This window comes from Microbulbifer aggregans, from assembly GCF_020524005.1.
Classification (GTDB): domain Bacteria; phylum Pseudomonadota; class Gammaproteobacteria; order Pseudomonadales; family Cellvibrionaceae; genus Microbulbifer; species Microbulbifer aggregans_A.
On the sequence record NZ_JAIVKK010000014.1, the window covers coordinates 38644 to 55509 of the forward strand.

5 protein-coding genes are annotated in these 16866 nt (G+C 58.6%); all 5 read right to left on the reverse strand.

All coding sequences use genetic code 11. The features are described from left to right. Positions 1–118: 118 nt before the first annotated feature. Positions 119–10582, reverse strand: a complete 10464-nt coding sequence (locus LC093_RS19110; RefSeq protein ID WP_226668707.1) for an isopeptide-forming domain-containing fimbrial protein — start codon at positions 10580–10582, stop codon at positions 119–121. 115 nt (positions 10583–10697) lie between these two features. Next, positions 10698–12926: a hypothetical protein gene (locus LC093_RS19115; RefSeq protein WP_226668710.1), complete on the reverse strand. Its 2229-nt coding sequence runs from the start codon at positions 12924–12926 to the stop codon at positions 10698–10700. Between the two features lie 38 nt (positions 12927–12964). Then, the gene (locus LC093_RS20485) at positions 12965–14308 is read right to left on the reverse strand and encodes an efflux RND transporter periplasmic adaptor subunit (RefSeq protein ID WP_226668713.1); all 1344 of its coding nucleotides are present in this window, start codon (positions 14306–14308) and stop codon (positions 12965–12967) included. Between the two features lies 1 nt (position 14309). Beyond that, positions 14310–15188: an efflux RND transporter periplasmic adaptor subunit gene (locus LC093_RS19125; RefSeq protein ID WP_226668717.1), complete on the reverse strand. Its 879-nt coding sequence runs from the start codon at positions 15186–15188 to the stop codon at positions 14310–14312. An 89-nt stretch (positions 15189–15277) separates the two neighbouring features. Next, on the reverse strand, positions 15278–16849 hold the full coding sequence (locus tag LC093_RS19130; protein ID WP_226668721.1) for a TolC family protein: 1572 nt from the start codon (positions 16847–16849) through the stop codon (positions 15278–15280). Positions 16850–16866: the final 17 nt, after the last annotated feature.

Genomic DNA, 16866 nt, shown 5'->3' on the forward strand with positions numbered 1-16866 from the left:
GATCAAGTCCAGCCGCAGCATAAAGCATCCGCCGCGGCCAGAATTGACACGATGGTTCAGCTTTTTGACATTTTGTGCAAGTGGCGCGTAAAGCCGCCACTTGTGCGCCGCGACAACACTAGGGCTGAACGTCCGGTTTTCCTTCCTCCAGGGTGATGGCCGCGAGTGCTGCCAGCAGCGGTGATACACGGGATTCATTCATCTCGCGGGTGATCTCATCCAGCTGCTTCTGCACACCGCTGCGTTCCACCGGCAGGCTGACCGGTTCGTCTCGCAGTGGCTCCGGCAGTGGGGCGGGTATTGGTGCGCTATCGGGCGCGCCCGCGGGTAAGTCCGGGCTTGCGGCCGGGCGCTGGAACTCCCCGAACAGGGTATTGGCGCGGTAGCGGCCGGTGTCCTGATCCAGTTCCAGCGGGCTGGACTTGTCTCCGCCGGTAGTGTCGCTGGTGTCGATACTGAGGTCGTTCTGGAACACCCGCGACCAGTTGTTGGGGTAATGCCGGCCATCCACCGGGCCGAAGGCCGGGTCGAAATTGCCGCCGTTGCGTCCGCCCTGCAGGTTCACCCGTACATCTTCGGTTTCTTTGGAGATCAGGCGGCCGTGCATTTCCGGGGCCTGGCGCTCCCACTCCCGCGGCGGATAGATGTAGTCCGGATACAGCTGCGACAGGGTGATGTTGTCCACATTGGGGCCGGGATTGAACAGGTCGACTTCGTCGAGGTCGGTGTTGTCGTCCAGGTTCTGATCCGGGCCGTGGTCGCCGTCGTCGGTAATCACCGCCGTGTTGTCGATCTGCTGTACGGTCACGTCCAGCGGATAGTCCACGGTCACCGCGAAGGTAATGGTGGCGGTTTCCCCCGGTGCCAGGCTGCCCACATCGAAGGTAAAGCTGTCGCCGTTCTGTACCCAGCCGGCGCTGGAACCGGCGGCATCGAAGGTGGTGTTGGGCGGCAGGGTTTCGGTGATTACTACGCCGGTAGCGGTGGTATTGCCGCGGTTGCCGTAGGTGAGGGTGTAGACCAGGGTATCCGCGGGGCCGGGTTCGGCGTTGCCGTGTTCTTTGTCGACAAACAGGTCCACAAACTCGATTTCCAGGGTTTCCCGGTCGCGGTTGTTGTCCGGCGTCGGATCCAGCCCGTTGCTGCCGTCGTCGTCCACCACCACGCTGTTGGTCTGCGGGGCGACATTGGCGGGCACGTTATCCACAACTACGGCAGAAACCGTCAGCGTCACGCTGTCACCTGCTGCCAGGTCGCCGATATTCCAGGTGACGGTGCCGGCGGCGAGATCGATCACACCGCCATTACTCGCGGTGAAATTGGTAAACAGGCTGGTGTCGGGCAGGGTGTCGGTGACTACGACGCCGGTACCGTCCTGGTTGCCCTCATTGCGTACCTCGATGGTCCAGGACACCGGGTCGCCCGGGTTGACCGGGTCTTCGAAGTTCTCGGTTTTTTCCGCTACATAATCCGGACGGCCGTCGATGGGGCTGACTTCATCATCGGTGTTGTCGATCAGCTCCTGATCCGGGCCGACATTGCCGTCGTCTTCGATACTGGCGGTGTTGCTGGTTTCCTCCACGCCCGCGGGCAGCGGGTCGATGACGGTGACCACGAGGGTGACCGAGCCGGTCTCGCCGGCGGCGAGGGTGCCAATATCGAAGGTCAGGGTATCGCCATCCAGCACCCAGCCGGGATTGTCGGCTGGATCGAAGGTGACGTAGTCCGGCAGGCTTTCGGTGATCACTACCCCAGTGGCATCCGCAGTGCCATTGTTGGCGTAGTTCAGGGTGTAGGTGATGGTGTCGCCGGGTTCTGCCGGATTGTCACTGTCGACGCCGCCATCGTCTTTGTCGATGGCGAGATCTACGTAGGTGATATCCAGGTCTTCGTCGTCGCGGTTGTTTTCCGGGGTCGGGTCTTCGCCATTACTGCCGTCGTCGTCCACTACCACTGTATTGGTCTGGGTGGGGATTTCGGTGGGAACCGAGTCGCTCACCACCGCGGTGAGTGTGAGGGTGAGGGATTCGCCGGCGGCGAGGTCGCCGATATCCCAGGTCACGGTGCCGGCATTGAGATCAATCACGCCGCCGTCGCTGGCGGTGAATTCGCTGAACAGACTGGTATCCGGCAGGGTGTCGGTCACCACCACACCGGTGCCGTCCTGGTTGCCCTGGTTGCTGACTTCAATGGTCCAGGAGATGGTGTCGCCGGGGTGGGCGGGATCTTCGAAGTTCTCGATCTTGTCGATCACATAGTCCGGCTGGGCGATGACCGGGGTGGTGTCGTCATTGGTGTTATTTTCGAGGTTCTGGTCCGGGCCGTTGCCGCCGCCATAGTCAATTTCGGTGGTATTGAAGATTTCCTCGACGCCGGCAGGCAGTGGATTGTCGACGATCACGGCGAAGGTGACGCTGCCGGTTTCACCGGATGCGACGGTGCCGAGATCGAGGGTGAATGTGCCGTCCCCCTGGTCCACCCAGCGGGGATCCGAGTTGGCCGCGTCGAAGGTCACGTTGTCCGGCAGGGTCTCGGTGATGAAAGTGTCTTCCGCATCAAACCCGCCGATATTGGCATAGCTCAGGGTATAGACCACCAAGCCGCCCGGGCTGGTGGTGATACCGTCGTCAGTCTTGGCGATGGCGAGGTCCACCAGGGTGATGTCGAATTCTTCTTCGTCGCGATTGTTCTCCGGGGTCGGGTCTTCACCGTTGGTGCCGTCATCAGTAACCTCCACCGAGTTGACCTGGGTTGGCAGCAGGAACGGCGGCACATTCTCATTGACGGTGGTGGTGAGGGTCAGGGTGATACTGTCGCCCGCGGCCAGGTCGCCGATATTCCAGGTCACGGTACCGGCATCCAGGTCCACGATACCGCCATTGCTGGCAATAAAGCCGGCGTCGAAATAGTCACCGGTGGGCAGGGTGTCGGTGACGACGACACCGGTGCCATCCTGGTTGCCTTCATTGGTGACCACGATATCCCAGCTGATGGTTTCACCGGGGGCGGCGGGATCGTCGAATAACTCAATCTTGTCGATCACGTAATCCGGGCGGCCGTCGATGGGGGTGACCTCATCGTCGTCATTGTCTTCGGTATTCTGGTCCGGGCCGTGGTCACCGTCGTCGGTGATACTGGTGGTGTTGCTGGTTTCCTCCACGCCGCTGGGGATCGGGTCGTCGATGATGACCGCAAACTCCACGGTGCCGGTCTCGCCGGCGGCCAGATCGCCCACTTCAAAGCTGAAGGTGCCATCGCCGTTGTCGATCCAGCCGGCGGTGGAGCTGCCTGCATCGAAAGTGGCGTAATCGGGAAGGGACTCGGTGATCACCACGCCGGTGGCGTCGGCGGTACCGTTGTTGGCGTAATCCAGGGTGTAGACCAGGGTATCGCCGGGCTCGGCGGTAATGCCGGCGTCGTCCTTGTCGATTGCGAGGTCGACGTAGGCGATATCGAATTCTTCGTCGTCGCGGTTGTTGTCCGGCGTCGGGTCTTCGCCGTTGGCGCCGTCATCTTCTACGACCACACTGTTGATCTGGGTGGGGATGTCCGTGGGCACGGATTCGTTGACGATGGCGCTCAGGGTAAATGTAACGCTGTCGCCTACCGCCATGTCGCCAATATTCCAGGTGACGGTACCAGCATCCAGGTCGATCACGCCGCCATCGCTGGCGGTGAAATTATTGAACAGGCTGGTATCCGGCAAAGTGTCTGTGACGAAAACGCCGGTGCCGTCCTGGTTGCCCTCGTTGGTGACGGTAATGCTCCACTCGATGGTGTCGCCGGGGTTGGCCGGGTCCTCGAAGTTCTCGACCTTGTCGATTACGTAATCCGGCGCGGCTTCCAATGGGGTGACGTCTTCGTCGGTATTGTTGTCCGGGGTGGGATCGGTACCGTTGCTTTCGTCGCCGTCGATGGAAACGGTGTTGTTGGTTTCCTCGACGCCGGTGGGCAGCGGATCTATGACGGTCACCACCAGCTCGATACTACCGGTTTCACCGGCGGCCAGGTCGCCGACATTGTAGGTGAGGGTGTCGCCGTCCAGAGTCCAGCCCGGGTTGGCGGCGGGGTCGAAGGTCACGTACTCCGGCAGGGATTCGGTGATGACTACGCCAGTGGCGTCGATATTGCCGGCGTTCTCATAGTCGATGGTGTACACGATATCGCCGCCGGGCACGGCGGTAATACCGCCGTCATCCTTGTCTACAACCAGGTCCACCGCGCCAATTTCTGCGGTCACTTCATCACTGACATCGTACTCGCGCTCGATATCGCTGTCGTCGCCACCTTCGGGGGTGTCGAGGCTGGTGTACTCGCCTTCCACAAGGTTAGTGGTGGTCTGGCCCACGGCGGAGGGATCGGTGGTCACCCGCGCGTCGACGGTGATGGTGATGATGGTGGAGGCATCGATCTCGCTGATATCCAGCGACAGCAGATTTGCCAGGGAATTATCCACAATGGTGGGTGAGCCGCCGGTTACATCAATCTGCACATTTTCCACCCCGGAAAGATAGGGAGGCAGCGCGTCCTCAATGGTGACGTTGTAGGCGTCGGCACCGCTGGCAGGATCCAGCTGGATGGTGATCTGGTAAGTGGCCAGGCCACCGAGGGTGAGCGGAGTATCGCTCAGCAGTTCCTTGTCGATATCCAGCAGCGGTTCCACGACGTCCACTGAGGCGTCGTCGCTGATACTGCTGTCGAGGCTGCCATCGGCGTCGCTGTCAAAATCCAGCGAAGCGTCATTGGTAAGGGTGGTGCCCTGCACGTTTTCCGGAATATCGGTGACCCGCAGCCGGTAAACGAAGGTGACGGTTTCCTCGGTGGTGTTATCGGTGTCGGTATTGACCAGATTGCCGAAGTCGAAACCAATGGTGTTGTTGGCCGCGTCGTCGATTACCGTAATCGCGTCCTGGTCGATCAGGATCGCATCCGGGTTGCTCGCGGTCACGCTCACCAGGTCGATAAATTCAAAGCCCGGTCCATAAACATCGGTGATCTGCCCGATGAGGGTGGCTTCCGGCAGCGTCAGAGTGACCGAGAAGGTGACAATCTCGCCGATGGTGGCCTCGGTATCGTCGTTGAGGTCGTCGTTCTGCGAAGTGGACACCAGGACTTTTTCAATTTCCGGGGAGGCGACGGTGATTTCCACTTCGTCACTGGTGGCGTAGTCGTTCAGTTCGCCGCCTTCGCCATCTTCCCCTGTGCGTTCATCGTCAACGTCCCCATCGAGGCTGCTCCAGTCCAAATCGGCGGCATTGGTGATGGTGTCGCCAGCGATGGTATTGGAGAGTATACCGGTTACGGTGATGGTGACGGTGCTGCCGGGATCCAGGTCCAGTTCGGCCTGCGGGTCGAGTACCAGCTCGCCGCCAACAATGACAAAGAAGCCTGAAATATCGGTAGTTCCGGACGCGGTTTGCAGACTGGCACTGAACGAGATATTGCTTAGCTCAGTAGGCAGTGGATCACTGAAGCTGATGTCATAGGCCGTGGTGCTGCTGCCGTCGTCGGGGTTGGTGACGGTGATGGTGTAGCTGACGTCATCGCCATTGTCGCCCTCGGTAATATTGGCGGACTTATCGATGGTCAGTGCCGGCTCAATCACCGTAACGGTGGTGGACGCCTCCGAGGTGCCGTTGTCGGTAATAAACTGGGCATTGTTGATCAGTTCGGTACCGGCCTGGTTGGATTCCACATTGGTCACGCGCACGGTGTACACGATAGTGATCAAATCAGGGACATTGTCGGTGCCGTTGTTGGTCACAGTGGCGGAGCCGAAATCGAGGCTGGTGGTACCATCGTCGTTGCCAACAACGGTTGGGTCACCAAATCCGCCGCCGGTAATTTCGAGATCGTCACCGACAAAGATGCCGTCAAACCCGACGAACTCCATGCCCGCCGGCAGCGTATCCAGAATCTGCGCGTTGATTACCACACCCTCGGGTACTTCAAAGCTGGCCTGGTAAGTGACAAGCTCGCCGATCACCGCCTCGTCAATCGCATTGTACTCATTTTCTTCTGAGCTGCTGACGATGCTTTTGCCGGTTTCCACACTCGCCACCACAAACTGGGCGCTGTCGTCGGTCTCGTAGTCATTCAGTTCGCCGCCGGCGCCGTCTTCGCCGGTGCGCTCGTTTGCGTCATCGCCATCAATGCTTTCCCAATCGACGGTGGCGGTATTGGTCACCACGGAACCGAGGATCACATCGTTGACCACGATGGCGTCGATCACCAGTGTCAGTGTTGCACCGAGCGGCAGGTCAAAGCTGGCGTCGGGGGCCATTTCGATGGTATTACCATTGACCACAAACAAATCTAAAACATTCGTTGTAGTGCCGCCCACATTCAAGGTGGCGCTGGACAGTACTGCATTTTCCAGTTCGGGCGGCAAGGTATCGATAAACGTTGCATCAAAGGCATCGGTATCGGAAAAACCCGTGTGGGAAATCACAATGGTGTACTGCACCGGGTCGCCGGCATCGATCAGTGGGTCGCTGCTCGTGAGGGATTTATCCACCTGTAAATCCGGCTCGATGACGGTGACCACTTCCGCCGAGTCGCTGTCATTTACCGTGGGGTTGTCGACTCCGTCATTCGTGCTATCCCAGCTGAATTGCGCATTGTTGTTCAGCTGGTCACCGCTCTGGTTGACCACGTCGTTGGCGACCAGTACCTCGTAGGTAATGGTGATGGTTTCATCGACGGAGTTGTCGCGGTTGATATTGTCCAGGTCACCGAGGTCGAAGGTTACCTGCTGACCGTTGGTGGTGACAGTGAGATCGTCCTGACTCCAGGCGCCACCCGTACCGTTTTGGATATCGCCGGATGAGGAGGTAACGCTGGTTACATTGAGGAATACCAGGCCGTCGTCCAGTGTATCCAGCACGCTGGCCGAGGGTGTTTGCCCCTCGGAGATGGTCAGGGTCAGGGTGTAGGTAATGACCTCGCCAATCACCGCCTCATCATTGGCATTGTTGGCGCTGTTGATACTGGTACCGACCAGCTCCTTGTCTACGGCGTTGTCGAGCACCGTCACCGTGGCATCGTCCTGCCAGTTGATATTGGTGTTGCCCTCGGTGTAGTCGTTACCTCCGTCTACGCCACCGTAGCCTTCCAGCTGTGCGGTATTTTCAATCTCCTGACCCGGTTGCACATCGTCAGTGGCAATCAGGTCGTAAGTGATGATGATGATATTACTGCCGTCGGTGGTAGGCCCGGTATCGGGATCGCGGCCTTCGTTGAGCGCGCCCTCATCGGACGATGGATCCACCAGGGTAATGCCCCCGGCAAATAAATCTTCCGGATTGCCGGTGAAATCGATCTGGGTGCCGTCGCCGGTATAAATATGCAGGTTGATCCCGCCGGGTGGAATTTCAAAACCTTCCGGGAGGGTATCGCTGATTACCAGATCGAAAGCATCGGAACCGCCGGTGTTTTCCAGGGTGATGGCAAAGCGCACCGTGTCACCGGCATCAATTTCACTGAGATTGGAATCGATGGGGGTGTTGTCGAGATCGTCACTGGTGATGGTGCCGGTCCAGGGCGGGGTGCCGTCGTTGGCTGTGCCTGCCGGATCGAAGGTGACGGGACCTGCGGGCGCGGGATCGAAAACGCCGCTGCCGTCGTCGGTGGAAATCACGCCCTTGGTAACATTCACATCTGGCGATACCACTTCAATCTGGATGCCGCCCGGTGGCAGGGTGACGGTTTCGTCTGTGCCATCGACGCTAACCTGGGCCACATTGGTCAGGAGCAGACCATCGGTAAATGGCTGATCGTTGACTTCTACGGTAAACAGCAGCTGTACATGACCGCCCTGGGACGCGATCTGTTCAATCGGTACGAAATTCCAGGTAATGGAATTGTTTGCATCGTCGGTGGTGACCGTAACGTTAAAGCTTTCCAGGTAACCGGGTGGCCAGTTGTCAAAATCGGTCTCAGGCCCGAAGCCCCAGAAATTTACTGGCGGAACATTGGCTCCTTCATCCGTATTGATAAATGTGGGAGGTATTGCATCAAATACTGGCTGTGGCAGGTAATCGGTGATGGTCAATCCGCCACTGTCCAAGGTACCCAGGTCGATATCAATGGCGAAGGTTACCGCTTGGCCGACACTGACTTCGCCAAGATCCGCAGGATCGGTACTGCCATCAACGGCGTACAAACTTTTGCTGGATTCGGCCCCTTCGATCTGAATACTTTCATTGCTGCTGTTGGAGATATCTCCGCCATTGGCAGACTCAGCAGTGCCATTTATCGTGGCCTGGTTGTTTATCACATCAAAAACACTCACCGCATCGCCCGTTGCCAGGTAGGTTTCGCGGATAACCGCTTCGTAGGTAATGACGACGGTGGTGGTGCCGTCGATATTGGTATCTTCGAACAGATCACCGTTGAGTCCACCGTTGGGGCTGATCAGCTCGTCGATCAGCTCCTGGGATAAATTGATACTGACATCAGTGCTGCCATCACCTGCATTTTCGATCACCGAGAGGTTGCCACTGTTCAGGGCATCCGGGCCAAACGAAAAACCGTTTGAAAACAATTCAAACGTGAATGAATCCGGATCTATTTCCAGTCCGTCGCCGATAGAATCTGAAAGAATCAGATTGTTCAGGCGCATATAGTCGGACACCTCCAGGGTCAGTGTGTACTCCACCCGGTCGCCGGGGGTGTAACCCTCAGCGCCGGTGTCATCAATGATCGCCACATCTTTTTGCAGTGCAGTAGCGACGGCCGTGATGATGGCATCGTCCTGATCGGTAATAGTTTCGCCCTGGTAATCACCGGACACAGTAACGTTATTACGCACTGCTTCGCTGGCACCATCATTGATGACGATGGGATTGCCGTCAGCATCGAAATCTGGCACATAGCCGGTATAGGTAATAACGATATCGTTACTGGCGAGTGTGCCCTCGATGGGCGTATTGAACTGGATAATTAATTCAGAGCCGTTGTTGGCCCCTTCCGGCGGTTCGGTGATGGTGACATCGAGTGGAGTGCCACTGGAATCGGTAACGGAGACGTTGCCGGGAATGTAATAGAAGTTGTTCGGCACCTCTTCGGTGACCACGAGATTTTCGATCGTGGATAGGTTGGCGATATCTACCGTTACTCGCCAGGTTACCGGCTCGCTGGGGCCAGTAACCGTTTCGCCATCATCGCCGATGGAATTGTTATCGCCGTCACCATCCAGTGCATCTTTTTCCACATCGATTACGGTGGGGGTGATCTCTGTCTCAATCGGGTTGCCGAGGATCGGCGGATCCACATCCGGGTTATTCAGTGCATCGTTGCCATACGCAAATCCCGGGCGCACCCAGATGGGAATGGGCACGCCGACAATGGCCCCGGCGGCTTCGTCGAGAATGGCGGAGACATTGAAATCAAACGATGGCTGGTCTGGGGAAAACGAACCGAAGGGCAACTGGATTGCATACCAGGTGGCACCTTCTTCACCGGGAGGCAATGGAATTAACCCGGTCTGATTGAAGTCGTAGGGGTGGTATTCCACCACATTGCCGTTGCTGTCTACCCACTGGCCGCCTTCGTAGGTGTAGGTAATGACGGATGCACCATCGAGGCCGCTGACACTGCCCAGTTCTAACCCGGGGCCGGCGACGATATCCATAAACGGACCGTAACCTGTGGTATCGCCGTCATTGTCAAAGGAAAAACCGATATCCGTGGACTCGTTGATAAAGTCCTCGCTGGGGGCGTCGACTGTGGCTGAGGGCGTTGCCACCATCAGCCCTTCCCAACTGCCCTGTAGCAACTTGGAGAACACGACATCGGTATCTACATCCCCCTTTTGTTGCTCCAGCTCCCAGTCACCGCCGCGCAGCGCACTGCCGGTCGGGTCGTCAGAAGCGGCCACATCGGCGCCGGTGAGATCGGCAATCTGGTCAATAAAACGTTCACCGGTCAGGCTGTAACCGGTGTTGCAGCCGTACAGCAGAATATCCGCACCTTCGCTCAGGCTGGCACGCCAGCTTTGCAGCTGTGCACTGTGGCTGTCGTTACCATCAGCGGCCAGTGATGTGAGGGAAAGTTCTTCGCCGCCCACATCAATACCACCGGCACCGCCGTGGGAAATCAGGTGTACGGCGTCGTAGACCTGCTCAGTGGATTGTAAAAAATCGGTGATGGTTGTCAGGCTGTCGCTGCCATCCAGTGTCAGCAGGGTAATACTGCGCTCGCCGATCATGAGCTCGATACTGTCTTCGTTCTGGGTGACTTCCGTTGCCTGGCCTACGAGGTCATCGATCAATGACTGCGACTGATCCAGTTGCAGGTCGATAACCACAAGCTCCTGGCGTTGCGCGATGGCTGCGGTATCCGCTTCCACACTGTTGTCGTTGTCCTGGGTATTTTTCGCCGAGCTTTCCTTCGCGCTGTCGTCGCCGTTGTCGGTCGCTTCCGCACCGCTGGCATCGGTCAGGGTATGGCTGACATCCACCGCCACCGAGGCATCCAGCAGGACCCTTTTTTCCAGTGACCGACGCACGCTGCTGAGCTGTCTGCCGTGCAGGTTGATGGCTTGTGCCAGGGACGATCTGGAAAACTCGTTGAGTTCCATGGGATACCTCTTTCCTTGTGGTTTTCCTGTGTGGCCTGCCTGGCCCGAGGAAAGCTATTGAGAAGCGAAAATCTAGTACGAAAAATCTATTGCGAAATAAACTGGTGAAACACCGCTACACGCCGCTCTCACGAATGACGACACCGGCTATACGGTCGGCAATCAGTGACAGCAGGCTGGTCGGCGTGCCGAATATCACCAGATACCCGGTGCGCTGGGCACTGGCCGGGGTTAGCGCTGTATCGGCCGGGATGGAAAAACTCACCAGGTGCAGTGCTTCCGCACTGCGCTCGCGATCGTCCGGCAGTGTCTGTAGCGGCCCGTCAAAGTCGGAAGCCAGTGCCGGGTCCTGAATGCGCCGGGAAGCAATCTGTTCAACCGCATTGACGGCTACTGGCAGTGCCCGCCACTGGCCGGCGAGAAACAACCGGCCGCTAAGGGAGTGATTTTTTTCCGGTGGGACCAGTCGCGATACCTGTGCCGACTGGCCATACGCGCGGCCAGACAGGGTATGGCGGTCGGCAATGGTCAGGATGGGCTGGTTCAGTTCCAGATATTGGCCGGTGTGCACACCCGGTAGCACCCAGTCCACCGTGCCCGATACCTTGGCGACAATTGTCAGTTGCTGCTTTTCCGTTTCGAGTTTACGCAGTAGTTGTTGTTTGCTGAGCAGGTCCTGTAGATACACGCCATCGAGTGCGTCGAGGCTCTCGGCAAATCCGTCGCTGCTCTGGCGGCGGCGCAGCAGTTGCAACTCGGCCTGGGTACGCGCAATGCGGTAGTCCAGCTCGCTATCGTGGAGGCTTGCGATCAGGTTCCCGGCCTGCACGCTGCTCCCCGCCTGGAGCTCAAGGGATTCCAGCGTGGCATTGGCCGGAGCCACAACTTTTTGTTGTTGGGAAAAATACGTGGCCGCAGGAAGCTGCACCGGCCACGGCAGTGGCACCAGCAACAGAGCGAGAAAAAAAGCACTGCAGAAAAGAATGCGTGGATTCAGCATTCGCAGGATTTGTATTGCACTTTGCCAGCGACCCTCGTCGCTGTCCGCATTTTGGCTGGATGCACTTTTGGCCATGGCGAGGTTTCGCTGCTCTTTGAAAAATGAAAGAAACCCGAGGATTTCACGCACTGCGGGAAGAATCAGTAGCAACCCGACACACAGGATCAGCACCAGAATTCCTGCGGCCTTGAACAGCATCTGGTAGGCGGCGTAGCTGATCAGTGTAAATACCGACAGCCGGTAAACCAGGCTGGCGAAACCAAACAGGGTGAGCAATTTGTGCCGGCGGTCACTTGCCGGTGGTCGGGAGCGCAGGAGTTTCAGCCAGATCCAGTGGCGCAAAGTATTGGTTGCGGTCTGGTGCAGATTTTTCTCGCCGGTGAAATCGCTCAGCAGGTAATAGCCGTCGAATTTCATCAATGGATTGGCGTTGATCAGCAGGGTGCTGATCAGCGAGGTGGTAAACAGGTAAAACATCAGTGCACGCAGAGGACCGTCATCCATAAGGCACCAGGCGAGTGCCGCAATGGATCCCAATGTGAATTCAAACGCGACTCCAGCGGCGGAGATATGCAGGCGCGCGCGCCGCGGCAAGCGCCAGGCATCGGTAATTTCACTGAACATGATCGGCATAAAGGCGATCAGGCCGAAGCCGACGGAATTGGCGCGCACGCCATATAAACGCGCGACACTGGCGTGGCCCAGTTCGTGAAACAGGCTCAATACCAGATAGCAGGCAAAAAACAGTGCGGCGCCGGCGGCGTTCCAGCTGGCATCGAAGTAGGCCAGAAATTCGGGCCAGTGCTGGTTGATGGAAATGCCGGCAAAGATTGCACTGCACAACAGCACCGCGTAAAACCAGCCATGTCGGGTGCAGCGGGCCAGCGGTTGTAGCAGGCGGCTACTCAAGTCCGGCACAAACAGCGGGCGGCGCCAGAACAGGGTTTTCTGCAATTGCGTCAGCCGCTTCTGTTGCGGGGTAACCGCCGCGAGCTTTTGTGCAATCTGCTGGCTGTCAGTTTGGGTTAATTCATTGTCGCGAATAAACTGTGCCGCGGCCTTTACCTGCTCCGGGTCTACGGCGCAGCCCTGTTGCCGGGCAATGGTATCGGCGATTTTTTGCGGACTGCCGAGCGGCCAGTGATGCAGTACCAGTATTTCCAGTTCGCCGAGTTCCAGGTATTGCCCGCGCAGCGGATCATAGAGCATCCAGCAATTGTGCGGGCTGCTGTCTGTTGCATTGTCTTGCGCGCGATGAAATTGCAGATCGCTGCGCAGCGGCGGCCACGCCGGGTTGGCCGTGCCACTAGGTATTTCCGGATTGATAAATGGTTGTGACTGCACGGCTTACCTCTTGATACCTCAAATTACCTCTGCTGCATTCACATTCCGATCCAGCGGCGGGCGGAAGCCAGTGGGCGGCGCAGCAGATAGTAGACAAGAGGAACGCGGGCGCCATAAATGCGCGCGTGGCCGCGGGTATTGATCCGGATCTGGGGCTGGTCTTGCTGGATGGTCGCGAGCAGGCGGTAGCTCGCGGGAAGATTTTCTCCCTCGGTAGTGAGCAGGCTGTGGTAGATCAAACGCCCCTCGATCGGCGCGAGCGGTGCGGAGGTTGCGTAAAAGACTGCGTGTGCATTCTCCGGCAGCGTGATGGCGTCCTGAGTTGGCAGATCTATCTGGATCTGGCGCGCATCCGGCTGCACGATTTCCATGACTTTTTCGCCCGCGCGAATCCGCCGCCCGATCCACTCCGCCGGGTCGGTGTAAATGGCCACGCCGGAGGCCGGGGCGGTGACACGGGTCTTGTCCAGCAGAGTTTTCTGATAGTCGAGGTCGAGTTTGCGAATGGCCAGATCGGTTTCCGCCTGGGCCAGTTTGTGGCCGGCGGAGGTCTGCTGGAAATTGTATTGGCGGGTCATACGCAGGCGCTCCTGAAAGAGCGAAATTTCCTGCTGTACCCGATCAATCTCCGCCGTGACTTCCGCATCCTCTAGAGAGAATAACAACTGCTCCCGTTGCACTGGTGCGTTGGGTTGAATATGAATTTCACGCACGACACCATCCGTCAGTGCGGAAACAATTCGCGGTTCGATGGCCGCCAGCGTGGCTGGTGCGAGTATGCTCTGGCGTACCGGGATCAGGCAGATAGCGGTGATGAGCGCGGCGAACACCAGTGGCCGACGGCGGAACCAGTGACGCAGCGAAAATTGCCGCGCCCCGCGTACGGCGAACAGGGCCTGGGTTACCGCGCCGCCCAGTTCCCGCAATACTTCCCGTTCCTGGTCGGAAAAACGCTGGCTGCGCAGCAGTGCCAGGCAGCCCTCATTACCGTCTTTCCCCAGTGTTTGCAGGACCAGGTATTTGGTTTCAATGGTATCTCTCTGATCGCTATGTTCTTTATTCCCGGTTTCGGACGCACTGTCATTTCCGGGCTGGGATAATTCCAATTGCAGTGGCGATCGTTGCCGGGCTTTGTCGAAGTGCTGGCCGAGCAACTGGCGCCAGCGCTGGATTTCACTGCTGGTGGCATCAATGACGGAGATATTGGAAGCAGCCAGCGGTTTGAGCTGGCGGCCACTGAAAAAAACGCAGCTGTCAAAGTGCAGCAGGGCCTGGCTATCGCTGCTGGCAATCTGGGCCACCTGCTGCACACTGCTGGCGTTGCGGAGTTTTTTCTCCAGTGCCAGGAAGTGATTCAGTTTTTCCAGCAGACGGGCATCCACGCTAGTTGGCTCCGCTGGTGGATGGCGCTGCGGCGGGATCCTTGGTGTCGGCCAGTAAATCTTTACTGCCGTCGTTCAGGGAAAATCTGGCTTCGCCACTCATGCCGGAAATCAACAGTGTCGCCGGGGATATTTCCTGAGGGCCAGCATCAATATGACCGATGACGCGCACCGTACGGGTAACCGGATCCACCACCGGTACAATGCGTTGCAGGGTAGCGGCATAGCGGCGGCCGGTTTCATTAATGGTGACTTCAAAGCGGTCACCGATAGAAAGTTTTGCCAGCCATCCGGAAGGAATAATGGCCTCTACTTCCAGGCTGCGGTTATCCACCAGCTCCAGAAGTGGCGCGCCAACATCCACGCGCTGGTGAGGTTCGATACTGCGGCTTACCACGAAGCCGTCGAAGGGCGCGCGCAGATCGCAGTAGCTGTTGCGGTGCTTTAACACCTTGGCGCTGGCGGTGGCCTCGGCGAGCTGCGCTTCACTTTGTACCATTTCCAGTTCGCTGACATTCCCGCCCAATTGCTTGAGGGAAATATTCGCATCCAGCTGCCGGCGGGCGAGGGCGCGCTGGGATTCCGCACCTTCGAGTTCGGCCTTCAATTCGGTGCAGTCGAAGCGCGCCAACAGATCACCGCGGGAGAAATGGTCGCCGGCGCGTACTTTGACCTGGGTAAGGCGTGCGGCCAGTTCGCTGGAAAGCTGTACCCGGCTCAGTGCATTGAGTTTGGCCGGTGCCGTGTCGCCGGCTGACGCGGCCATGCTGGTGGCCGGGGCGAGTGTGGCCGCAAGAAAAACCGGGAAAAACACCGCAGCAAAAGTTTTGCGGGGGCGTAGTGACGCAGGCCGTGGCTGCGTGCGAAAAATCTTCAACATCTCTGGGTACCACTGATACTTCATTGTTTGCGGCGTGCCTCCAAAGTGGAGGGCGCTCCGCGATGAGCTATTTCAACGGTCTGTAGCTGCTACCAGTAAGCTGCCGCCGAACCGTCTTCGCGAATTTCCGCTTCGCGCTTCTCGGCGCCCTCGGCGGTGTAGCCGCCGATGGGCAGCAGCTCCATGTTCGCGCTCTGGGTCCGCATATCCGCGACCTGCTGTTCGATCACCTCCAGCGGCTGGCGATAGTCGATATAAAACTCCGGCTGGAAGCCCACCGCGTTACCCAGGCGGCTGCTGGCACTGCGCCAGTCGGCATAGCTCACATCTTTCTGCACACTGGAGAGCAGTGACTGGGTGGCGGCGTGAATACTTTCCAGCTCGGTACCCTGGCTGGCCTGCCAGCGGGCGCGGGACTGGCTCGACATCTGGCCATCGATGGACGCGAGTTCGGTGGCGTAGCCGTGGTTCAACTGCGCGCGGCGCAGGTGGCTGTAGGCGAGGTTGACCTGGGTGAGTACCGCCACGGTGAGCGCGGCGCGACGCACGTCGCCGAGGCGTTCGGTATCGCGGGCATAGCCCACCAGGTCGCGGCCGGCCACTACGGTGCCGAGCAGGTCCCAGGTGAGACGCAGGCTGCTTTCGGCCCAGTCGTTGTAAAGCAGGTAGCTGTTATCGTCGTAGAAATAGCCGGTGCGCAGTTCCAGGCCCGGTAACAGTTGCAGGCACGCCTTGCGGATTTCAGTGGCCGCAATGCGCTGCCGGTAGTCTTCTTCCAACAGCTCGGGGCGGTTGCGCAGGCTGTACTGTTCCAGCTCCTCCATGCTCATTTCCGAGAAGGGGCTGCGCAGGATGTCACTCTGAGTCGCGCTGACCATAAACGAAGTGCCGGGAGGCAGGCCCATTAGCGAGGCCAATTCCATTTTGGCCGCGTGCATGTCGCCTTCCAGCGCCAGCAGTTCCTGCATCAGGTCCAGCAGGTCGCGACGGTAGGAGAGACTGGCTTCGGTCTGGCGCAGGCCGCGCTCGGCACTCTGGCGGGATTTCTCTAACGCGCGCTCGGTCTGTGCGATGAGTCCGGGAAGCTGGTTTTCCGCACGCTGGGCGGCCGCGGCCATCCAGAATGCATATTCCACATCCATGATGACGTTGTGCATCAGCTTGCGCTGGCGTTCGATGGCGATCATCACCCCGTCGGCGGCCTGTTTGGCGGAGAGGTAGTTGATGCCGAAATCCAGCACATTCCACGAAAGTTCCAGCCCTGCAGTGCTGTAGGTTTTGTCGAGGGAGGTGGATTGGGCCAGGGACTGATTGCCGTTGACGTCCTCACTGCTGGCAAAGTGCTGCTTGTTGCGGTGGTGATAGCCGGCGCTGGCGGCGATTTCCGGCAGCATGTCCCAGCGGCTCAGGCGCAGGTTGCGGTTGGCGACCACGGCTTCCATCAGCTTAAGGCGGTTGTCCATGTTGTAAGCGATGGCGCGGGCAATCGCTTCGTTGAGGTCGATGGGACCGGTTACCGGTTGCTGATTGCCGAACGTCGCCATCCAGTCGCTGCTGGCGCGCTGGTTGACGGTCTCTTCATCGATGGCAGTTGGCTGAATGGTACAGGCGGCAAGAATTGCCGCGGTCAGGCTGAATGCCGCGAGGGGGGCCAGGCGCATATCTCGGTGTCCTTAGC

Bases quoted from the DNA above. Each gene is read 5' to 3' on its own strand.
- LC093_RS19110 (WP_226668707.1), bottom strand. From the start codon at position 10,582: ATGGAACTCAACGAGTTTTCCAGATCGTCCCTGGCACAAGCCATCAAC.
- LC093_RS19125 (WP_226668717.1), bottom strand. From the start codon at position 15,188: ATGTTGAAGATTTTTCGCACGCAGCCACGGCCTGCGTCACTACGCCCC.
- LC093_RS19130 (WP_226668721.1), bottom strand. From the start codon at position 16,849: ATGCGCCTGGCCCCCCTCGCGGCATTCAGCCTGACCGCGGCAATTCTT.